The following is a 20,543-nucleotide window of genomic DNA, read 5'->3' as shown; positions in this document are numbered from 1 at the left end:
GTAGCCGCCCCCTCAGGAACGCGGCGGGAGCTTCGGCCGTGAGCGGTCCGGTACCGCGCTGTAGTCCGGCGGAGTCGCCGCCGGGTGGATGGCCAGCAGGTCCAGGGCCAGCCTGATCGCGTCGTCCAGTTGGGCGTGGCGGCCCTCCGCCCAGTCCAGGGGTGTCCGCAGGATCTCCAAGTCCGGTGTCACGCCCCGGTTCTCCACCGACCAGCCGTACGCGTCGAACCAGGCCGCGTTCATGGGGATCGTGATCACCGTGCCGTCGCCGAGCTGGTGGCGGCCGGTCATGCCGACCACTCCGCCCCAGGTGCGCTGGCCGACCACCGGGCCGAGCTTCAGCAGTTTGAAGGCGGCCGTGATCATGTCGCCGTCCGAGGAGGTCGCCTCGTCGGCGAGGGCGACCACCGGACCACGGGGGGCGTTCGAGGCGTACGACACCGGCTGGGCGTTGCGGGTCAGGTCCCAGCCGAGGATCGTGCGGGTGAGCTTCTCCACGACCAGTTCGCTGATGTGGCCGCCCGCGTTGCCGCGCACATCCACGATGAGCGCGGGGCGGGACACCTCCAGGCGCAGATCGCGGTTGAACTGGGCCCAGCCGGAGCCGCCCATGTCGGGGATGTGCAGATAGCCGCAGTGGCCGCCGCTCAACTCCCGTACCACCGCCCGGCGTTTGGCCACCCAGTCCTGGTAGCGCAGCGGACGCTCGTCGACGAGGGGGACGACCGCCACCCGGCGGGCCCTGCCCTCGCCCTCCGCCGGGGTGAACGTCAGCTCCACCGTCGTACCGCCCGCGCCCGCCAACAGCGGGTAGGGGCCGGTGAGTTGGTCCACCGGGCGGCCGTCCACATGGGTCAGGACGGCGCCCTCGCGGATGCCGGTGCCGGCCAGCGGGGAGCGGGCCTTGGAGTCGGAGGACTCGCCGGGGAGGATCCGGGCGACGGTCCAACCCCCCTCCCTGCGGACCAGGTTGGCGCCCAGCAGGCCCTGGCGGCGCTGATAGTGGGGCGGCCCCTCGTTGCGGCGGGACGGGGAGACGTAGGCGTGCGAGGTGCCCAGCTCGCCCAGGACCTCCCGCAGGAGATCGGCGAAGTCGTCGGGGGACGCGACCCGTTCGACCAGTGGGCGGTACTGCTCCACCACCGCGTCCCAGTCGATGCCGCACATGTGCGGGTCCCAGTAGTAGGCGCGGATCAGACGGGCCGCCTCCTCGTACGACTGGCGCCACTCGGCGGGCGGGTCGACCTCGTGCAGGATGCGGCGCAGGTCGATCCAGACGGTCGAGTCGCCGTCGCCGGACTCCGTGGAGGGGACCGCGCGCAGCTCGTCCTCGTCCACCACGACGAGCCGTGAGCCGTCGCCGCTCACCGCGAACCAGTCGAGGTGGTCCACGAGTTCGGACTTCTTCGCCTTGCTGATGTTGAAGTACTCGAGGGTCGGCCGCCCGCTGGTGTCGTCCGGGTTGGCGAAGGTCTCGCCCAGCGCGCCGGAGATCGGCCAGCGCAGCCAGACCAGCCCGCCGCCCGAAACCGGGTACAGCGCCGAGTACTTGGAGGCGGAGACGGGGAAGGGCGTCACCCTGTTCTCCAGGCCCTCCACCTCCACCGTCACCGCGCCGTCCGCGCTCTCGTCCTCCGCCGGGTCCAGGCCCCCGGCGGCCGGGCGGCCCTCCGGGGTCAGCGCGAAGGGGGACGGCGTGGCCGAGGAGAGGGGGACGAGGTAGGGGCGGCAGCCGAGCGGGAAGGACAGGTCGCCGGTGTGGACGTCGTAGACCGGGTCGAAGCCGCGCCAGGAGAGGAAGGCGAGATAGCGGCCGTCCCTGGTGAAGACCGGATTCTCGTCCTCGAAGCGGCCGTTGGTGACGTCGACGATCAACCGGTCCTTTATCCGGGCCATCTTGATCTGGCGCAGGCTGCGCCCGATGCCCGGGTGGGACCAGGTCAGCCAGGTGCCGTCCGGGGAGAAGGCGAGGTCGCGGACCGGCCCGTTGATCGAGCGGATCAGCTCGGTGACCTCGCCGTTGGAGTCCTCCGTGGCGTCCAGCAGCAGGAGCCGTCCGTCGTGCGCGGCGATCGCGAGGCGCTCGCCGGCCGGGTCCGACAGCAGCTCCAGTACGCGGCCCACCTCTCCGGAGGCGAGCCGGCGGGGCTCGCGTTCGCCGGTGGCGCGGGGCAGATAGGCGATCTCGACCGCGTCCTCGCCGTCCGCGTCCGTGACGTAGGCGACCTGCCCGCCCGAGCCGAGCATCTCGGGGAGCCGGACCCGTACGCCCGGGGTGTCGGTGATCGTGCGGGCCGGGCCGTCGCGGTGCGTCAGCCAGTACAGGCTGCCGCGTACGACGACGGCGCTGGCCCGGCCCGTCTCGTCGACCGAGATGCCGTCGACGTGCTGCGCGGCCGGCACCTGGTACGTACGGCGGCCGGCGCGCGGGCCGTCGAGGCGCACGTCGAGGCGGCGCGGAACGGCGCCCGGGGACAGGTCGTCGACCATCCACAGGTCACCGGCGCACTGGTACACGACCCGGGTGCCGTCGCTCGCCGCGTGCCGGGCGTAGAACGCGTCGTGGTCGGTGTGCCGGCGCAGGTCGGAGCCGTCGTAGGCGCAGGAGTAGAGGTTGCCGACGCCCTCGTGGTCGGAGAGGAAGGCGATGCGGCCGTCGACGAACATCGGGGAGTGGAGGTGGCCTTCGAGGTCGGCGAGCAGACGGCGGCCGTGCAGCCAGAGGCGGCCCATGGCGCCGCCCCGGTAGCGCTTCCAGGCGGCCGGTTCGTGCGGTGGCGTGCCGGTCAGCAGCAGGGTCCGGCGTTCGCCGTGGACGTCGGCGAGCTGGATGTCGGAGACCGGGCCCCAGGGCAGCCGTCCGCCGGGGTCGCCGTCGGTGGGGACCTTGTAGGCCCAGGTGAAATAGGAGAACGGCTCGCCGTGGGACGCCACCGCGAGGATGTCGCCCTCGGGGGTCCAGCCGCAGACCTGGGTGTCGGGGCTGCCCCAGTAGGTCAGTCTGCGGCCCGGCCCCCCGTCCACCGGCACCAGATGGATCTCCGGCACCAGGCTCCGCCAGGTCGTGTACGCGATATGGCGGCCGTCCGGCGAGAAGCGGGGGTGACCCACCTTCGTACGGTCGACGGTGAGCCGCCAGGCGCGGCCCCTGCCGTCGAGAGGGGCCAGCCAGAGGTCGTCCTCGGCCACGAAGCTCAGGAGATCGCCACTGAGGTGCGGCAGGCGCAGATAGCTCACCTCCCTATGCTTTTCCGCGGGACGGACCGGAGCAACTTGTGAAAAATCGCCGGAGCCCGACGCCATGGTGAGTCAGCACACGTACGAAACGGTTTCGTTTCGAAGAAGGGTGCGCTACATTCGTCGTGTACGACACCGTGTCGTTCGGAGCTGGGAAGGTGAGTGGCATGACTGAGGTCGCAACGGCGCGTCGCAGTCGCATCACACCCGAGCGCGAGGCCGAGTTGTACGAGGCCGTGCTCGACCTGCTCCGCGAAGTCGGCTACGACGCCCTGACCATGGACGCCGTGGCGGCCCGCACCCGTTCCAGCAAGGCGACCCTCTACCGCCAGTGGGGCGGCAAGGCCGAGCTGGTGGCCAAAGCGGTGCGGCACAACAAGCCGGGGGCCTTGGCCGCCGCCGTCGACACCGGGTCGCTCAAGGGCGATCTGCACGCCCTCACGATGCGCTCGGACGACTGCGAGATGGAACAGAACTCCGCGCTCATGCGGGGCCTGGCCATGGCGATGCACGGCAGCCCGGACCTCCTCAAGGCGTTCCGGGAACATCTCGTCGAGCCCGAGATGCAGGAGTTCCAGAAGGTGCTCCAGCGGGCGGTCGACCGGGATGAGATCCGCGCCGACAACCCGGCGAAGGAGTTCATCGTGCACATGATGATCGGTGCCTTCGCCGCCCGCACACTGATCGACGAGCAGCCGCCCACCCAGGCGTTCCTGCTGTCGTACATCGACGCCGTGGTGCTCCCCGCACTGGGCGCACCCACCACCTGACCGACCCACAGCACGCCCACCTGACGTAACCGCTCACGTCGTCGGGCAGATCAGCCGTGTCCCCAACCGGTCGATCACCCCTGCCCCGAAGAACCCCACGACCTGACCGGGAGTACGCCCTCGTGGCCACGTTCCTCTACAAAGTAGGCCGGCTCGCCTTCAGGCGACGGCACTTCGTCGCCCTCATATGGATCGCCCTGCTGACCCTCGCGGGCATCGGCGCGGCCAGCGCGCCCGCCGCCGGCACCACCTCCTTCTCCATCCCGGGGACCGAGGCCCAGAAGGCCTTTGACCTGCTGGACCAGCGCTTCCCCGGCTCCAGTTCGGACGGCGCCACCGCGCGGGTCGTCTTCAAGGCGCCGAGCGGCGAGAAGATGACCGACGCCGCCAACAAGGCGACCGTCGAGAAGACCGTGAAGGAACTGGCCGACGGCTCCGAGGTCGTCTCCGTCACCGACCCGTTCACCACGAACGCCGTGAGCAAGGACGGGACGGTCGCCTACACCTCGGTGAAGTACGACGTCGCCGGCATGGAACTCAAGGACTCCAGCAAGGACGCCCTGGAGGACACCGCGGCCCAGGCACGCGCCACCGGGCTGACCGTCGACGTCGGCGGTGACGCGCTCCAGGCCGCCGCCGAGATGGGCATCGGCGAGATCATCGGCATCGCCCTCGCCGCCGTCGTCCTCCTCATCACCCTGGGCTCGCTGGTCTCGGCCGGACTGCCGCTGCTGACGGCGATCATCGGGGTGGGCATCGGCGTCTCGACGATCACCGCCCTCGCCAAGACCCTGGACCTGGGCTCGACGACCTCCACGCTGGCGATGATGATCGGCCTCGCAGTCGGCATCGACTACGCGCTGTTCATCGTGTCCCGCTACCGCGCCGAACTGGCCGAGGGCCGCGAACGCGAGGACGCGGCCGGCCGGGCCGTCGGCACCGCGGGCTCCGCGGTCGTCTTCGCCGGACTCACGGTCGTCATCGCGCTGGCCGGCCTCGCCGTCGTCAACGTGCCGATGCTGACCAAGATGGGCGTCGCCGCGGCCGGCACGGTCGTCGTCGCGGTCCTCATCGCGCTCACCATGATCCCCGCGCTGCTCGGCTACGCGGGCCGCAGGATCAAGCCCACCGGCGAGAAGGCCAAGTGGCTCGGTGGCGGCAGCGCCAAGGAGGCCGCCAAGTCGGCGAAGCCGAACATGGGCACCCGCTGGGCGAGCTTCGTCGTACGGCGTCCCGCTGCCGTCCTGATTCTCAGCGTGCTCGGCCTCGGCGCGATCGCCCTGCCGGCCAGCCAGCTCCAACTGGGCCTGCCCGACGACAGCTCGCAGCCGACGTCCACCACCCAGCGACGGGCCTACGACCTCCTCGCGGAGGGCTTCGGGCCCGGCTTCAACGGCCCGCTGATGATCGTCGTCGACGCCAAGAACAGCGACGCCCCGAAGGCCGCCGTCAGCACGGTGACCGACAAGATCAAGACCCTCGACGACGTGGTGACGGTCAGCCCGGCCGCCTTCAACAAGGCCGGTGACACCGCCACGATCACCGTCATACCGGACTCCAAGCCGTCGTCGGTCACCACCGAGGACCTGGTGCACACGATCCGGGACGAGGGCGCCGGCATCAAGGCCGACACGGACGCGCAGGTGCTGGTCACCGGCACCACGGCCATGAACATCGACTTCTCGCAGAAGCTCAACGACGCGCTGATCCCGTACCTGGGCCTGGTGGTCGGCCTCGCCTTCCTCCTCCTGATCGTGGTCTTCCGCTCGATCCTGGTCCCGCTGAAGGCGGCCCTCGGCTTCCTGCTCAGCGTGCTCGCCTCGCTCGGCGCGGTCGTCGCGGTCTTCCAGTGGGGCTGGCTGGCGAGCCTGATCGGTGTCGAGGAGACCGGCCCGATCATGTCGATGATGCCGATCTTCCTGGTCGGCGTGGTCTTCGGCCTGGCGATGGACTACGAGGTGTTCCTCGTGACCCGGATGCGCGAGGCCTACGTCCACGGCGAGAAGCCCAGCCAGGCCGTGGTCACCGGCTTCAAGCACGGCGCGCGGGTGGTCACGGCGGCGGCGGTGATCATGATGGCCGTCTTCTCCGGCTTCATCACCTCCAGCGAGTCCATGGTCAAGATGATCGGCTTCGGGCTGGCGGTCGCGGTCCTCTTCGACGCGTTCGTCGTCCGCATGGCGATCGTCCCGGCGGTGCTGGCCCTGCTCGGGAAGCGGGCGTGGTGGCTGCCGAAGTGGCTCGACCGGATCCTGCCCAACGTGGATGTGGAGGGCGAGGGTCTGCGGAAGCTGGACTCCGAGAACTCGGACCCCGATGGGGACCGGGAGTTGGTCCGGGCCTGAGGCGGCTGCCGCGAGGCACTGAGGCACCGGGCAACTGATCTGCCGCGTCACCGGGTTCTGGTGGCGCGGCAGATCGCGTCGGTGGCAGGGTGACCGGCGTGACTGCACTGGATGATCTGGTACGGCTGCTCGGGCCGGCGGCGGCAAGGGCCTCGTCCGCCGATGACTGGACGGAGGTCGAGGCGTACGCGGTCTCGGCGCTCCCCGCCGACTTCAAGCGGTTCCTCGACACCTACGGCACGGGTGTGATCTGCGACGAACTCGTGGTCTTCCACCCCCGGGGCACCAGCCCGCTGCTGGACCGGATGCGGCAGATCCACGAGAGGTTCGGCGCGTCCCGGCGCCGCAACCCGGACTTCCACCCCTTCCCCTACCATCCCGAGCCCGGTGGCCTGATCTCCTGGGGCTACGACCACTCCGGCGACGAACACTTCTTCTGGCCCTGCGACCCGGACCCGGGCCGGTGGAAGGTCGTCACCCACAGCCACGGGACGGAACCGGAGGTCTTCGAGGGCTCGTTCACCGCGTTCGTCCTCGACTTCGTCGAACAGTCGCGGGACGTGGACCCGCACCACGGACTCGATCCGGAGGTACTGGAGTTCCTGGAGCCGGAGGACCTGGCGGAACTCGCGGAGCGCGGGGAGATCGGGCCGGTGGAGCCGAGCTTTCGTCCGATCTGAGCGGAGTCGTTGTCAGTGGGGCGGGCTAGCGTGTGGGCATGACCACTTTGTCCGAACGTCCCCGCACCGCGTTGCTGGTGATCGACGTCCAGGTCGCCGTCGTGGCCGAGGCGTACGAGCGGGACCGGGTCGTCGCCACCATCGCCGCACTCGTCGACCGGGCGCGCGAGGAAGGCGTCCCGGTCGTCTGGGTCCAGCACTCCGACGAGAACGTCACGGAGGGCAGCGACGCCTGGCAGCTCGTCCCCGAGCTGACCCGCCGCGAGCGGGAGTCCCTGGTCCGCAAGACCTTCCCCGACTCCTTCGACGACACCTCCCTGGAGGAGGTGCTGGCGGCTGCCCGGGTCGGCCACCTGGTGGTGGCGGGCGCGTCCACCGACGCCTGCATCCGCTCCACGATCCACGGCGCGTTCGTCCGCGGCTACGACGTCACACTCGTCGGCGACGCCCACACCACGTCGGACCTCAGCAGGTGGGGCGCGCCGCCCCCGGAGCAGGTCATCGCCCACACGAACCTGTACTGGAAGTACCACACGGCACCGGGGCGCACGGCGGAGGTCGCCGAGGCGAAGGCGGTGACGTTCGGAAGCTGATCCCTGGTGGCGAGGTTGCTTTCCGGCGGTTGGAACTCGGTCGCAGGTCCCGGGCAGCGCCGCTACCGTGCCTCACATGACGACCACGAACGACAGCGAAGAGTCCGGTGCCAACCCCCGTTTCGCCGAAGCCCTGCGGGAGTTGGGCTCGGCGAGGTGTTGCCCCGTGTCCGGCGCTTCCCCGATGCCACCCGTACCGCCGCCGAGGCCGCCGCCGCGATCGGGTGCGAGTTGAGTGAGATCTGCAAGTCGCTGATCTTCGCGGCGGACGGGGTGCCCGTGCTGGTGCTGATGGACGGGGCGTCCCGGGTGGATGTGGAGCGGGTGAGGGAGGAACTCGGGGCCGAGAAGGTGACCCGGGCCAAGGCCGACGTCGTGCGGGAGGCGACCGGGTATGCCATCGGGGGTGTGCCTCCCTTCGGGCACCGTACGAAGACACGGGTGCTCGCTGATCGGTCGCTGCTCGCGCACGGTGTCGTGTGGGCCGCCGCCGGCAATCCGCATGCCGTGTTTCCGATGGAGCCGAAGGAACTTGTCGCACACGCCGGTGCGACTCTCGTGGATGTGCGCGAGCTGACCTCGTGACCCCGGGGGTCGCCGCCGCCGTTCTGCTCGCCGCGGTCGCGCACGCCTGCTGGAACGCCCTCGCCCACCGCATCACCGACAAGCTGGTCGGGTTCACGCTGATCTCGGGCGGCGGGATGGTCATCGGGCTGGCGCTCGTGCCGTTCGCCGCCTTTCCGGCGGCCGGGGCATGGCCGTATCTCGGATGCTCCGCGGTCATCCATCTCGCTTACTACTTGTTGCTGATGAAGTCCTTCCGGCTCGGGGACTTCGGGCAGGCCTATCCGATCGCGCGCGGTACCGCGCCTCTCGTCGTCACCGTCCTCGCCGCCGTCTTCGCGCACGAGGTGCCGGACGGGTGGGCGGCCGCTGGGATCGTCCTTTCGTGTGTGGGGCTGACCGGCGTCGCGCTGTGGGGACTTCGGGGGCGGCGGCCCAACTGGGCCGCGATCGGCGCCGCGTTGGCGACGGGGCTGACGATCGCCGCGTACACCGTCGTCGACGGGCTCGGCGTACGGGCCTCGGGGTCCTCGCTCGGGTACATCGGCTGGCTGATGGCCGTCCAGGGGTGGATGGTCCCGGCCTACGCGCTGTATCTGCGACGCCGTCAACTGCTGTCTGATCTACGGCCGTTCGCCGCGGTGGGCTTCCTCGGCGCCGCTCTGTCCTTCGTGGCGTACGCGCTCGTGGTGTGGGCGCAGACCCGGGCGGACCTCGCTCCCATCGCCGCTCTGCGCGAGTCGTCGATCATTGTCGGTGCGGCCATCGGGGCGCTCTTCTTCAAGGAGCGGTTCGGGGCGCCTCGTATCGCCGCCGCGGTGTTGCTCGTCGCCGGGATCGGGCTGATGCTGCGGGCGGGGTGACGGGCGGCTCGCCTCAGGCGGGGACGGGGAGTGCGGTGATGCCGGAGAGGTCGTGGGCGCGGACGCTGTTGCGGTCCGTGGCCGAGCGGCCCAGGGCGTGGTGGGGCCAGAGGCCGCCTGCCATGCGTCGGGCCCGTTCGGTCCACTCGCGGGCCTCGGGGGCGCTGGACTTGTAGTGGTTGAGGGCGTAGCCGCCGGTGTGGATGCGGAGCAGGCTGAAGCCACCCGGGTAGTCCTTGGCCGCGGTGACCTCCTGCTGGATCACGTGCGGGGCGCGGGTCAGGAGGGTGCGCTTGTTGCGGTGGGTGTGGCCCGCGTGGTGGAGGAAGACGCCCGGCGCCGAGGCGTAGGCGTCGACGATCGCGCGGGCCTGGCGGCGGTCGAGCTGCTGGCCCCGCGTCACCGGGAACACGGAGTCCCGTACCGTCAGCGGGTGGTGGCCGAAGACGAGGGTCGGCCGGTCCGGCTCGGACCTCAACCGGGCCCGGAACCACGACAGTTGCTCGTCGCCGAGGCCGCCCGCGTCGCCGCCGTTGCCGGCCTTGTGGTAGGTGTCGAGGCCGATGATCCGCAGGCCGCCGAGGTCGTGCGCGAAGTAGCCGGGGCCCGTGCCGGTGCCGAAGGTCTCGCTGAAGGAGTCGGTCGAGAGTCCGGCGCGGTCGTGGTTGCCGCGGACGACCAAGTAGTCCCGGCCGAGGGTGCCGAAGCCGTCCAGGATGCGCCTCGCCTCGGCCACGTCCCGCGGTGATCCGCCCGCCGAGAGGTCCCCGGCGGCCAGCAGCACGTCCGCGCCGCGCAGCCTGGCCTCCTCGACCAGGGCCCGGCTCATGATCTCCGGGTAGGCGGCGAGGCCCGCCGTCTGGGACACCCCGCGCACGATGGGGAAGCCGGCCACCAGGCCCGCTGTGGTCTCGCCGAGGTGCAGGTCGTTGCAGAGCGCGATCGACAACAGGTGCCTGCCGGGCGGGGGTTGGGGCGTGGTGAAGGAGTAGGTGCCGGTCCGGGCGCCGAGCCCGTGCCCGGAGGTGCCGACCGCGTTGCCCCGCACATGGTGCAGCGGCGTCGGCAGCGCGGTCACACCCCGCGAACGTGCCCGGTAGTAGTACGTCTGCCCGGGTTCGAGACCGGTCAGCTCCACCTGGTGGTGCGCGGTCGGCCGGTCCTCGGCGGCGACGCGGTTGAGCCGGGCCGGGTGGGTGCCGTAGACGACCTCGCCCTCGGTGAGCACGGGGAGGAGATGGCCGCGTGCGTCGTCGGTTCCCCGTATGCCGGTGTGCCAGGTGATGATGGCGCGGTCCTCGGTGAGCGTGACCAGTTCCAGATGGACGGCCACCAGGGAGTTGTCCCGGCCGCGCGAGGGGACGGCGCGCAGCAGGGCGGGGACGAGGAGGGCGCCGGAGCGCAGGACGTCGTAGGGCGTGGGGAGCGCGGCGAGTGCCGCGAGGGGAGCGGAGATGCAGCAGCGCATACCCCAGTGTTGCCCATCGGCCGTGAACGGCAGTAATGGTGCCGAAAGCCGTATCCCTACCAATGCGCTACGACAGGGCGGTGCGCACCGCCCTGACCAGCGCCTGCGCCCTCGGGTCCGCCGTCACGCTCTTGCGGAAGCCGTTTGTGACATATCCCATGGCGATGCCCGACTCCGGGTCGGCGAAGCCGAGTGCGCCGCCCCGGCCCGGGTGGCCGAAGGAGCGGTCGGAGAGGAGCGGGGACGCGCTGCCGTGCAGCATGTAGCCCAGGCCGAAACGGGTGCCCACCACCAGGACGCGGTCCGGGCCCGATGAGCGTTCAGTGCGGGCCAGGTCGACCGTCTCCGGGGTGAACAGCCTTGTCCCGCCGTCCAGTTCGCCGATCAGCGAGGCGTAGAAACGGGCCAGTCCGTCCGCCGTCGCGATGCCGTTCGAGGCGGGGAGTACGGCCGCCCGGTACGCTGGGTCGTTCTCGTCCGGCATCGGGGTGATCGCCCCGAACGCGCGCCGGGTGAGGGAGTCGGGGTTCGCGTACGCCTCGGACACCGACCGCTTGGGGCGGACGCGGAGCGCGCCCGCTTCCGCCTGGGCGGCCTCCAGCTGGGCCACCCGACCCACCCGGCCTGCCTCGGCCTCCGGCAGGCCCACCCACAGGTCCGCTCCGAGGGGACCGGCGATCTCGTCCGCGATCCACTCGCCGATCGACCGGCCGGTCACTCGGCGGACGAGTTCGCAGGTCAGCCAGCTGTACGTCTGCGCGTGATAGCCGTGATCCGTGCCCGGCTCCCACACCGGCGCCTGCGTCGCCACCGCCTTCGCACCGAGTACCGGGTCGGCGGCCTGGTCCGGTGTCAGCGGGCGGTCCAGGACGGGCACGCCCGCGCGGTGGGCGAGCAGGTGCCACACCAGGGTCCGCTCTTTGCCGGCCGCCTTGTACTCCGGCCAGTACTCGCCCACCGGGGCGTCCAGGTCCAGTTCCCCGCGCTGTGCGAGCAGGAGCAGTGCGGCGGCGGCCACGCCCTTCGTCGCCGAGCGGACTATCTGGGCGGTGTCCCGCTGCCAGGGCGCGGTGCCGTCGATGTCCTTCGTGCCGGCCCACAGGTCCACGACCCGGTGCCCGTCGCGGTACACCGTCACCGCCGCGCCCCGGTCCCCGAGCAGCTCGAAGTTGCGTACGAACGCCTCCCTGACCGGCTCGAAGCCCTCGGCCACCACGCCGTTCACGTCCACGTCCGCGCTCCTTGTTCCGCCGTCAGGCCCTCTGTCAACCAAGCAGGATCGTCACGTCGATGTTCCCGCGGGTCGCGTTCGAGTACGGGCAGACCTCGTGGGCCGCGTCCACCAGCTTCGCCGCGATGTCCGGGTCGAGGATCGGAAGGGACACGCTCAGGGCGACCGCGAGGCCGTAGCCGCGTTGCTTGTTGGGGCCGATGCCGACCTTCGCGGCGACCGTGGAGCCGGTCAGGTCGAAGCCGGCCCGGCGGCCCACCAGGACCAGCGCGTTGTGGAAACAGGAGCTGTAGCCGGCCGCGAAGAGCTGCTCGGGGTTGGTGCCGTTGCCGTCGCCGCCCAGCGCCGGGGGCATCGCGACCTGGAGGGCGAGCTGTCCGTCCAGGCTGCTGACATAGCCGTCCCGGCCGCCGTGGGCGGTGGCCTCGGCGACGTACATGATCTTCGTCGGGCGGGTGTCGACTGCGGTGTCGTCGGCCATGGCGGGACCTCCCCAGGACGGAGCGAGAGAACGGGAACACGAGAGTGGGCAACTACATCGTGCACAAGATACTGACGGGTAGGTCCGCTCTCTCGGCCAGGGGGTGGGAACCGCCGGTAACCCGTGGTCAGCGGGTCCGCTCGGCTGCCGCCGCCTCCGCGCGCTCCGCCAGCCGCCACAGCTCCGCGCGCAGCCGCACCACCTCCGGCATCTCCAGCTCCGTCGCCGCGAGCAGCGCGCCGGGCACCCGGGCCGCGCGCTCCCTGAGGGCGCTGCCGCGCTCCGTGCAGGTGACCAGGACCGAGCGCTCGTCGTGGGCCGCGCGCTCCCGGCGCACGAGTCCCGCCGTCTCCAGGCGCTTCAGCAGCGGTGACACCGTGCCGTAGTCGAGGCGCAGCGCGGTCGCCAGTTCCTTGATCGGGGTCTCGCCGCGCTCCCACAGGACGAGGAGGACGAGGTACTGCGGGTAGGTCAGCTCCAGCTCTTCGAGGAGCGGGCGGTACGCGGCCGTCAGTGCGCGCTGGGCCGCGTACAGCGCGAAGCAGAGCTGCTCGTCGAGAAGCAGCGACCCGGCAACCGTATGGTCCTCGTTCGTCACGCGCCCATTGTCACGGACCGCGTCACCGATCGCGGGTCGAACCCGAAGGGCAGCTCCAGCCGATGGGCCCGCATCAGCTCGTCGTCGGCGAGGAGTGCGCCGGTCTTCCCGTCCGCCGCGATCACCCCGTCGCTGAGGATCAGCGAGCGCGGGCACAGCTCCAGGGCGTACGGCAGGTCGTGCGTGACCATGAGGACGGTCACGTCCAACGACCGCAGGATGTCCGCCAGTTCGCGCCGGGAGGCGGGGTCGAGGTTGGAGGAGGGCTCGTCCAGGACGAGGATCTCCGGTTCCATCGCCAGCACCGTGGCCACCGCCACCCGGCGGCGCTGGCCGAACGACAGATGGTGCGGGGGACGGTCGGCGAAGTCCGCCATGCCGACCAACTCCAGTGCCGTACGTACCCGTTCGGCCAGCTCGGCGCCCTTCAGGCCGGCCGCCGCCGGGCCGAACGCCACGTCCTCGCGGACCGTCGGCATGAAGAGCTGGTCGTCGGGGTCCTGGAAGACGATGCCGACCCGGCGCCTGATCTCCGCCATGTGCCGCTTGCCGACCGGGAGTCCGGCGACCGTCACCGTGCCCGCGCCGCCGGTGAGGATGCCGTTGAGGTGCAGCACGAGGGTGGTCTTGCCGGCGCCGTTCGGGCCGAGCAGGGCGACCCGTTCGCCGCGCGCCACGGCGAAGTCGACGCCGAACAGGGCCTGATGGCCGTCGGGGTAGGCGAAGGCGAGGCCGGAGACCTCCAGGGAGGCGGGGGAAACGGTCACAGGGTCCATCCCAACAGGCATACGACGAGGGCGGCACAGGGCAGGGCGAGGGCGTACGACCACTGCGCCCGGGACGCGGTCACCTCGTCGATCACCGGCATCGAACCGGTGTAACCCCGGCTCACCATGGCCAGATGGACACGTTCCCCGCGTTCGTAGGAGCGGATGAACAGCGCGCCCGCCGACTTCGCGAGCACGCCCCAGTGCCGGATGCCCCGGGCCTCGAAGCCCCGTGACTCGCGGGCGATCCGCATCCGGCGCATCTCGTCGGTGATGACATCGCCGTAGCGGATCATGAAGGACGCGATCTGGACGAGGAGGGGCGGGAGTTTCAACCGCTGTAGGCCAAGGAGGAGTTCGCGGAGTTCGGTGGTGGCGGCGAGGAGGACCGAGGCGGCGACGCCCAGGGTGCCCTTGGCGAGGACGTTCCACGCGCCCCACAGGCCGTTGACGCTCAACTCCAGCCCCAGGACGTGCACTTGATCGCCCTCCGCCACGAACGGCATGAGCACCGCGAACGCGACGAAGGGGACCTCGATCAGCAGACGGCGGAGCAGGAAGGCGGCGGGCACGCGGGCCGCGTACGCGACGCAGGCGAGGAGGACGGCGTAGAGGCCGAACGCCCACATCGCCTCCCTCGGGGTCGACACCACGACCACCACGAAGGCGAACACGGCGGCCAGTTTGGTGTGCGGCGGCAGCGTGTGGACGGGGGAGTGGCCGTGCCGGTAGAGCCGGTGGGCGTGGCCCGCGCCCATCTCAGGCCGCCTGCGACGAGGACACGTCGGCGCTACGGCGCCTGCGGACAACCCAGAAGACCCCGCTGCCCGCGACGACCGTGACGCCGACGCCGATCACGCCCGCGAGGCCGCCGGAGAGCCGGGCGTCCTCGACGTCCTTGACGCCGTAGTCGGCGAGTGGGGAGTCGGCGGAGGCGTGTTCCTTCGCCTTCTGGTCGATGCCCTGGTCGGCGGCGACCTTCTCCAGGCCGTCGGGGTTCGAGGAGGCGTAGAAGCTGACGAATCCGGCGAGCAGGAGGGAGGCGGCCAGGCCGGTGATCCACACCTTGCGGTGCGAACGGGCGGCGACGGGCACCGGTTCGGCCGCGGGCGCGTCCACCAGTTCGCCGTTCACCCGCAGCTTGAGCCGCTGCTCCAGGCCGCGCGCGCCGTACACGAGATCCGGGCGTACGGCGATCACGGCGCCCACGGTCAGCGCGGTGATCGCCGCCTCGCCGACGCCGATGAGGACGTGCACGCCGATCATCGCGGTGGCGACCTTGCCGATGGAGACGTCGGTGGTGCCGCCGAGCGCGTAGACGAGGGTGAAGACGAGGGCGGCGGCGGGGACGGAGAGCAGGGCCGCGACGAAGGACGCGACGGTGATCGAGCGGCGGCTTCGCGGCAGCACCTTCACCAGGACGCGGAAGACGGCGTACGCCACGACCGTCGTGGTGAGTGCCATGTCGGTGATGTTCACGCCGAGCGCGGTCAGGCCGCCGTCCGCGAAGAGGATGCCCTGCATGAGCAGGACCACGGAGACACAGAGCACGCCGGTGTAGGGGCCGACCAGGATCGCGGCCAGGGCGCCGCCCAGCAGATGGCCGCTGGTGCCGGCCGCGACCGGGAAGTTGAGCATCTGCACGGCGAAGATGAAGGCGGCGACCAGACCCGCCAGCGGTGCCGTGCGCTCTCCCCCACGCTCGACTTCGCTCGCGCGGGAGGTGCCCCCCTGTTCGCGGCGCGCGCCGCGCAGGCTCACGGCGATGGCGGCAGCCGCGACCACTCCGGTCGCGGCGGATACGGGGGCGTCGATGAATCCGTCAGGCACATGCACGGGATGATTTTAGATGGTTATTGCGAGTGCTTTGCAAGAGGGCAAAAATCGCAGGCCGCGGATGTGAGATCTGTCGCCTCGGAAGGCGCTCCCGGGAAAATATGCGACATTGGGGTAGTGGAAGCGGATGCATAGCTTTCACACAGGTCACTCAGCGTAAGGGGCCGCCCGATGTCCGTAGTCGAACAGTACGCGCGAGCCCATATCGTCACCGACGAGGACGTGGACCGGCTGGATGCTGACTCCGTCCCTGTGGTCCTGCGGTACGACCCCGATTCCGATCCGCGAGCCGTCCGGATCGGCCTGCCCGGAGCGCACGAGTGGACCTTCTCCCGCGCGCTGCTCGAACAGGGGCTGCGTGCCCCGGCCGGCAGCGGCGAGGTGCGGGTGTGGCCGTGCGGGCGGGTGCAGGCCGTGGTGGAGTTCCACTCCGAACAGGGCGTCTCCGTCGTCCAGTTCGAGACGAAGACGATCATGCGGTTCCTGCGGCGGACCTATATGGCCACCGCGCCCGTCGGGAGCTGAGCCCCCGGCGGGTCAGCCCCCGAGGCTGCTGCCCAGCTTCAGCAGCGCCGCCACCATCGGGCCCGCGGTGTCGCCGCCGTGGCCGCCCGCCTGGACCACGCCCGCGCCGACGAGATCGCCCTTGTACGCGGTGAACCAGCCGTTGGGCTTCTTCTGGCCGTCGACCTCCGCCGAGCCGGTCTTCGCGCCGTAGTCCGGACCGAGACCGGCCATCGCCTTGGTCGCCGTGCCGTAGTCCGCCGTGTACTTCATGACGTCCTTCAGCTCGGCCTGCGTCGTCGACGACATCGTGCGCGAAGCCTTCGCCAGCGTGCGGCCGTCGACCTTCGCGGAGACCAGATACGGCTGGTGGAAGACGCCCGTGTCGACCGTCGACGCGACCGACGCCATGTTCAGCGGGTTCATCCGGACCCCGCCCTGGCCGATCAGCGAGGCGCCCATCTGCGCGCCGCTCTGCACCGGGATCGAGCCGTCGAAGGTGGGGACGCCGATGGCCCAGTTGTTCATGCCGAGGCCGTAGACCTGCTGGGCCTCCGTCGTCAGGTCGCTGTTCGACAGCTTGGGCGCGAAGTTGATGAAGGCGTTGTTGCAGGAGGCCCCGAAGGCCATCTTGAACGTGCCCTTCTTGATCTCCGAGTCGTCGTCGTTGTGGAAGGTCCAGCCCGCGAGCTTGTACGTCTTGGGGCAGGGATGCGACGCGTCCGGGGTGATCAGGTTCTTCTCGAAGAGCATCGTCGACGTCACGATCTTCATCGTGGAACCGGGGGCCAGGGAGCCCTGGAAGGCCACGTTGAAGCCGTGCGAGGCGTTCGCCACGGCCAGGATCTCGCCGGTCGACGCGCGCATCATCACGACCGAGGAGTTCTTCTGCTTGTCGACCTGCTGCTCGGCCGCCGCCTGGAGCGTCGGGCTGAGCGTCGTCTTCACCTTGCCCGGCGTGCCCTTGCTCAGCTCGACCAGCGTCTTGTCGGACTCCTTGGACGTCTTGCCCCGGACCACCCGCAGCTCGATGCCCGCCTTGCCGCCCGCCTTCTTGCCGAACTTCTCCCGCAGCCCGTCCAACACCGGCCCCAGGGACGGGTACTTGGCCGTCGTCAGCTCGCCGCCGTCACGGTCGTAGGCCTTGATCGGCGGGGTGCCGGACTCGCCGGTGACCAGAGTGTCGCCGTCCGCGAGGTCCGGGTGGACGACGGAGGCGTGCCAGGCGACGTACGGCTTGCCGTCCTTGGCGCTGCGGACGACGGTGAGCGAAGTGGTGTACGACATCGGCTTGGTGATGCCCTTGTACGACACCGTGCACTTCACGGAGAAGGGGACCTTGGCGCCGGTGCGGGTGCCCTCGGTGACGGTGATGCCCGTCATGTGGGCGTTCTTCGTGTAGCCGGTGAGCAGTGCGGTGGCCGCCGTCGACTTGTCGGTGGTGGCTGCGGCCTGGGCGACCTTGCCCTGCTGCCAGTCGGTGAGGAACCGTTTCGCGGTCGTCTGCACCTCGGTCGCCGACAGCGGGCCCTTCTTGATGGCCTTGTGGTCCGCGGTGTTCGACGTGCGCGCCTCGGCCGACGCCCCGCCGTCGTACAGCGCGTAGGCGCCGACGCCCGCGCCGACGACGGCCACCGCGATCACTCCGCCGACCACGGCGGGTCTCGCCTTCCGCCGCTCGGCGACGCGCCTTCTCTTGCCCCTCGTGCCCACGTTCCCGATCCTCCGCGAATCCCTCTGGGCCCCCGTCGATATCGGCCCTCAGCCCTCACACACCCCAACGACGGGGCCCAGCCTAGAGTCCCGTCCTGTGCGGGTGAGTTCCCGTCCTGCGGGCGTGAGTTCAGCCACTCGCCGCCAGTACCGCGCGGACGATCGGTCCGGCGGCGTCGATGCCGTGGCCGCCGTCCTGGGTCATGGCCGCCGCCGCCACGTCGTCGCGGTAGCCGGCGAACCAACTGTTCGACTTGGACTGCCCGTCCACCTCGGCGGAACCCGTCTTCGCGCCGATGTTCCCGCCGAGCCCCGACATGATGCCGGCCGCGGTGCCGCTGGTCGCGGTGCGGTTCATCATCGCCCGCAACTGGGCCGACGTACTGGCCGACAGGCCCTTCGCGGTGGCCAGTTGACGGTCGTCGAGGCTCTGCGCGACGAGCACCGGCTGCCGGAACGTGCCCGTCTTCGCGGTCGCCGTCACCGACGCCATGTTCAGCGGGCTGAGCTGCACCTGGCCCTGGCCGATCAGGTTGGCCGCGGTGTCCGGGCCGCCGGACGCGGGCACCGAGCCGTCGAAGGACGGGATGCCGGTCTTCCAGTTGTCCCGGCCGAGTCCGAAGCGGTCCTCGGCCTCCTTGGTCAGGGAGTCCACCTTGACCGAGTCGGCGAACTTCACGAACGCCGTGTTGCAGGAGCGGGCGAAACTGTCGGCGAGCGTCGCGCCCTCGTCCGGGGCCAGCCCCGTCAGGTTGTGGAAGGTCTGGCTCTGCCAGGTCGCGGTGGCGGGACAGGGCGCCGCACCGCTCATCGTCGTGATGTCGTTGTCGATGAGCGTGGCGGCACTGATGATCTTCATCGTCGAGCCGGGCGCCAACTTGCCCAGGAACGCGGCGTTGAAGCCGTCGACACGGTTGTTGGCGACCGCCAGCACCTGCCCGGTGCTGGGCTGCACGGCCACGACGGACGACTCCGTGTACTTCGTCACGGCCTTCTCGGCGGCGGCCTGCGCGGTGGCGCTGAGCGTCGTCCGCAGCTTGCCGGCCCTGCCCTTCTCCAGGGTCACCAGCGTGGTCTCCGCCGCGTCCTCCGCCTGGTGCTTGATCGACAGCTCGATACCGGGCGTACCGCCCGCCTTGTCGCCGTACTTGGCGCGCAGCTCGTCCAGGATCGGCCCCAGCGACGGGTACTTCTCCTTGGTCAGCACGGTCCCGTTCCGGTCCACGGCCTCGATCGCCGGGCTCGCGGACTCCCCGGTGACGAGTGTGTCGCCGGTCTTCAACTCCGGGTGCACGACGGTGGGTTGCCAGTCGACGAGGGCCCGCCCGGTGGTCTTCCCCCGCACGACGGTCAGTCGACTCTCGTACGACAGCGGCTTGGACTTCCCGTCGTACGACACCGTCGCCTTCACGGTGAACGGCACGGTGGCGCCGCCGGTGCCGGTGGCCGTACCGGGGGTGATCTTCACGCCGGTGATGTGCGCGGCCCCGCTGTAGGACTCCAGCACGGTGTCGGCCGCCGCGTCGTTGTTCGTGTACGACGCCGCCGTCACCGCCTGCCCCTTCTCCCAGGCCGCGAAGAACTTCGCCGTCGTCTCCTTGACCTCGGAGCCACTCGGCGGCCCGGTCTTCACGGCCTCGGACCCGCTGGAACCCCCCACACCCGAACTGCCGCCCAACGCGGACACGACGTTGTACGCCCCGTACCCCGCCCCTCCCACCATCACGGCGAACACGCTGCCGATGACGGTGGCCTTTACCCCCTTGCGCATGACGCAGTCCCTCCCCGGATCAGTCCTCCGAACTGTAGGTGGCGTGGGGGAAACCTGTGAGGGGTGTTGCCTTTTGTTGTCCTAACGGAGATCAGGTGTCTGAATCTGACCCCCAAACATGGCCACATACGTGAACGCCGGGTGAACCCTCGGCGGGACCGGGCAACCGGTGACGCCGACCGGGAGTCGTCTGAGCCGCCGCATTCCGTGACGGCCTATGGGGGTAGCACCATGCTCTTTCGACTCACCGGCAAGCGGGCGCTCGGCGCGGGGGTGGTGCTGGTGGTGCTGCTCGCGATCGGTGTCGCCGTGCGGATCGGGATTCGGGCGGAGTCCGGGGCTCTCGACGGGCCGCCCGCCGTTGCCAGAGGGGGCGGCCAAACGGTCCAGTACACGGCCGGCCGTCACCAGGCCAACCATGTGGTCGTCACCGAGACGGCGTTGGACGACGGCGGGATGACCCTGCGCTATGTGATCGACGACGTGGTCCGGATCAACGCGGTGGCGCCCGGCTGCGTCTATCCCGACCCCAAGGACCACACCAAGGTCGCCTGCACGGCCGTGATCGACGAGATGACGACGGACCCTGTCCCGTCATTCCACATGAGCCTCGGCGACGCCAACGACTCCGCCGTCATCCACAATCACGCCTCCTCCACCTTCGGCTACAACGAGGTACGCCTGGGCGCGGGCAAGGACACCTGGACCGGCCCCGCTCAAGCGGCCCAGGTCGTCTGGGGCGACAACGGCGACGACACCCTCACGGTGAGCGGTGGCGCGGACGCCTCGGGCGGCAAGGGCGACGACACGATCCACGTCGACGGCGGTGGCGGCGCCGACGGCGGCCCGGGCGACGACATCCTCTACGGCGGCGCCGGCGACGAGGGCCTGCATGGCGAACAGGGCGACGACACGATCTACGGCGGCCCGGGCGACGACCGGCTGTACGGCGGCATCGGTGACGACGTCCTCCACGGCAACAGCGGCGACGACATGCTGTGGGGCGACAACCCCGACGGCGGCCGGTTCGACGGGGGCAAGGACAAGCTGTACGGCGGACCCGGCACGGACAAGCTGGACGGCGGGCCCGCCGATGACGTCGTCCACCAGGACTGACGGCCT

The 20,543-nt window shown here is 70.6% G+C and carries 17 protein-coding genes and 1 pseudogene; 8 read left to right on the top strand and 10 right to left on the bottom strand.

All coding sequences use genetic code 11. From position 1 onward, the window contains the following. Window positions 1–12: 12 nt before the first annotated feature. Entirely contained in the window at window positions 13–3,237 is a 3,225-nt protein-coding gene (locus AB0M63_RS14750) for a S41 family peptidase (protein WP_355908133.1), read from the bottom strand. 167 nt (window positions 3,238–3,404) lie between these two features. On the opposite strand from AB0M63_RS14750, the gene AB0M63_RS14745 reads away from it, so the two are divergent. The 6 genes and pseudogenes from AB0M63_RS14745 to AB0M63_RS14720 all read left to right on the top strand — a co-directional run bounded on the left by AB0M63_RS14745 (window position 3,405) and on the right by AB0M63_RS14720 (window position 9,052). Further along, on the top strand, window positions 3,405–4,007 hold the full coding sequence (locus AB0M63_RS14745; RefSeq protein ID WP_355908136.1) for a TetR/AcrR family transcriptional regulator: 603 nt from the start codon (window positions 3,405–3,407) through the stop codon (window positions 4,005–4,007). A gap of 122 nt (window positions 4,008–4,129) precedes the next feature. Then, on the top strand, window positions 4,130–6,352 hold the full coding sequence (locus AB0M63_RS14740; RefSeq protein ID WP_366019622.1) for an MMPL family transporter: 2,223 nt from the start codon (window positions 4,130–4,132) through the stop codon (window positions 6,350–6,352). A 98-nt stretch (window positions 6,353–6,450) separates the two neighbouring features. Further along, the gene (locus tag AB0M63_RS14735) at window positions 6,451–7,032 is read left to right on the top strand and encodes a hypothetical protein (protein WP_355908141.1); all 582 of its coding nucleotides are present in this window, start codon (window positions 6,451–6,453) and stop codon (window positions 7,030–7,032) included. Window positions 7,033–7,070: 38 nt separating this feature from the next. Further along, window positions 7,071–7,625 (top strand): isochorismatase family protein, encoded by a 555-nt coding sequence (locus tag AB0M63_RS14730; RefSeq protein WP_366019621.1) that lies wholly within the window; start codon window positions 7,071–7,073, stop codon window positions 7,623–7,625. A gap of 76 nt (window positions 7,626–7,701) precedes the next feature. After that, window positions 7,702–8,210 (top strand): annotated as a pseudogene (locus tag AB0M63_RS14725) (YbaK/EbsC family protein). Beyond that, window positions 8,207–9,052 (top strand): DMT family transporter, encoded by an 846-nt coding sequence (locus tag AB0M63_RS14720; RefSeq protein WP_355908150.1) that lies wholly within the window; start codon window positions 8,207–8,209, stop codon window positions 9,050–9,052. Before AB0M63_RS14725 ends, AB0M63_RS14720 begins: the two are co-directional and overlap by 4 nt. A 13-nt stretch (window positions 9,053–9,065) precedes the next feature. Here AB0M63_RS14720 and AB0M63_RS14715 read toward each other — a convergent pair whose 3' ends face one another. The 7 genes from AB0M63_RS14715 to AB0M63_RS14685 all read right to left on the bottom strand — a co-directional run bounded on the left by AB0M63_RS14715 (window position 9,066) and on the right by AB0M63_RS14685 (window position 15,433). Then, window positions 9,066–10,520, bottom strand: coding sequence for a metallophosphoesterase family protein (locus tag AB0M63_RS14715; protein ID WP_366019620.1), 1,455 nt, complete (start codon window positions 10,518–10,520; stop codon window positions 9,066–9,068). 67 nt (window positions 10,521–10,587) lie between these two features. Further along, the gene (locus AB0M63_RS14710; RefSeq protein ID WP_366019619.1) at window positions 10,588–11,751 is read right to left on the bottom strand and encodes a serine hydrolase domain-containing protein; all 1,164 of its coding nucleotides are present in this window, start codon (window positions 11,749–11,751) and stop codon (window positions 10,588–10,590) included. A gap of 34 nt (window positions 11,752–11,785) precedes the next feature. Beyond that, window positions 11,786–12,232: an organic hydroperoxide resistance protein gene (locus AB0M63_RS14705; RefSeq protein WP_355908158.1), complete on the bottom strand. Its 447-nt coding sequence runs from the start codon at window positions 12,230–12,232 to the stop codon at window positions 11,786–11,788. Window positions 12,233–12,359: 127 nt separating this feature from the next. Beyond that, the gene (locus AB0M63_RS14700; RefSeq protein WP_355908161.1) at window positions 12,360–12,830 is read right to left on the bottom strand and encodes a MarR family transcriptional regulator; all 471 of its coding nucleotides are present in this window, start codon (window positions 12,828–12,830) and stop codon (window positions 12,360–12,362) included. Then, window positions 12,827–13,618 carry an ABC transporter ATP-binding protein gene (locus AB0M63_RS14695; RefSeq protein ID WP_366019618.1) on the bottom strand — a complete coding sequence of 264 codons (792 nt, stop codon included), beginning with the start codon at window positions 13,616–13,618 and terminating at the stop codon, window positions 12,827–12,829. The genes AB0M63_RS14700 and AB0M63_RS14695 overlap by 4 nt, the downstream gene beginning before the upstream one ends. Continuing rightward, on the bottom strand, window positions 13,594–14,355 hold the full coding sequence (cbiQ, locus tag AB0M63_RS14690) for a cobalt ECF transporter T component CbiQ (RefSeq protein ID WP_366019617.1): 762 nt from the start codon (window positions 14,353–14,355) through the stop codon (window positions 13,594–13,596). The genes AB0M63_RS14695 and cbiQ overlap by 25 nt, the downstream gene beginning before the upstream one ends. Window position 14,356: 1 nt before the next feature. Further along, entirely contained in the window at window positions 14,357–15,433 is a 1,077-nt protein-coding gene (locus AB0M63_RS14685) for an energy-coupling factor ABC transporter permease (RefSeq protein WP_366019616.1), read from the bottom strand. Between the two features lie 171 nt (window positions 15,434–15,604). On the opposite strand from AB0M63_RS14685, the gene AB0M63_RS14680 reads away from it, so the two are divergent. After that, complete coding sequence (locus AB0M63_RS14680) at window positions 15,605–15,958, top strand: SsgA family sporulation/cell division regulator (RefSeq protein ID WP_366019615.1); 354 nt, start codon at window positions 15,605–15,607, stop codon at window positions 15,956–15,958. 12 nt (window positions 15,959–15,970) lie between these two features. Here the strand turns inward: AB0M63_RS14680 and AB0M63_RS14675 are convergent, their stop codons facing one another. Further along, on the bottom strand, window positions 15,971–17,650 hold the full coding sequence (locus tag AB0M63_RS14675) for a penicillin-binding transpeptidase domain-containing protein (protein WP_355908176.1): 1,680 nt from the start codon (window positions 17,648–17,650) through the stop codon (window positions 15,971–15,973). Window positions 17,651–17,780: 130 nt separating this feature from the next. Further along, complete coding sequence (locus AB0M63_RS14670; RefSeq protein ID WP_366019614.1) at window positions 17,781–19,421, bottom strand: penicillin-binding transpeptidase domain-containing protein; 1,641 nt, start codon at window positions 19,419–19,421, stop codon at window positions 17,781–17,783. Window positions 19,422–19,652: 231 nt separating this feature from the next. On the opposite strand from AB0M63_RS14670, the gene AB0M63_RS14665 reads away from it, so the two are divergent. After that, on the top strand, window positions 19,653–20,537 hold the full coding sequence (locus AB0M63_RS14665) for a calcium-binding protein (protein WP_366019613.1): 885 nt from the start codon (window positions 19,653–19,655) through the stop codon (window positions 20,535–20,537). The last annotated feature ends 6 nt before the right edge of the window (window positions 20,538–20,543 follow it).

The sequence above is a fragment of the Streptomyces sp. NPDC051576 genome, from assembly GCF_040681835.1.
In the GTDB taxonomy this organism is placed as follows: domain Bacteria; phylum Actinomycetota; class Actinomycetes; order Streptomycetales; family Streptomycetaceae; genus Streptomyces.
The sequence above is the reverse complement of the archived record's forward strand: the minus strand, read 5'-3'. Positions and strand labels throughout refer to the sequence as shown.

What these genes read in the sequence shown, in the direction of transcription:
- AB0M63_RS14745 (WP_355908136.1), top strand. Translation starts at nt 3,405, where the DNA reads ATGACTGAGGTCGCAACGGCGCGTCGCAGTCGCATCACACCCGAGCGC.
- AB0M63_RS14730 (WP_366019621.1), top strand. Translation starts at nt 7,071, where the DNA reads ATGACCACTTTGTCCGAACGTCCCCGCACCGCGTTGCTGGTGATCGAC.
- AB0M63_RS14715 (WP_366019620.1), bottom strand. Translation starts at nt 10,520, where the DNA reads ATGCGCTGCTGCATCTCCGCTCCCCTCGCGGCACTCGCCGCGCTCCCC.
- AB0M63_RS14705 (WP_355908158.1), bottom strand. Translation starts at nt 12,232, where the DNA reads ATGGCCGACGACACCGCAGTCGACACCCGCCCGACGAAGATCATGTAC.
- AB0M63_RS14695 (WP_366019618.1), bottom strand. Translation starts at nt 13,618, where the DNA reads ATGCCTGTTGGGATGGACCCTGTGACCGTTTCCCCCGCCTCCCTGGAG.
- cbiQ (WP_366019617.1), bottom strand. Translation starts at nt 14,355, where the DNA reads ATGGGCGCGGGCCACGCCCACCGGCTCTACCGGCACGGCCACTCCCCC.
- AB0M63_RS14680 (WP_366019615.1), top strand. Translation starts at nt 15,605, where the DNA reads ATGTCCGTAGTCGAACAGTACGCGCGAGCCCATATCGTCACCGACGAG.
- AB0M63_RS14670 (WP_366019614.1), bottom strand. Translation starts at nt 19,421, where the DNA reads ATGCGCAAGGGGGTAAAGGCCACCGTCATCGGCAGCGTGTTCGCCGTG.
- AB0M63_RS14665 (WP_366019613.1), top strand. Translation starts at nt 19,653, where the DNA reads ATGCTCTTTCGACTCACCGGCAAGCGGGCGCTCGGCGCGGGGGTGGTG.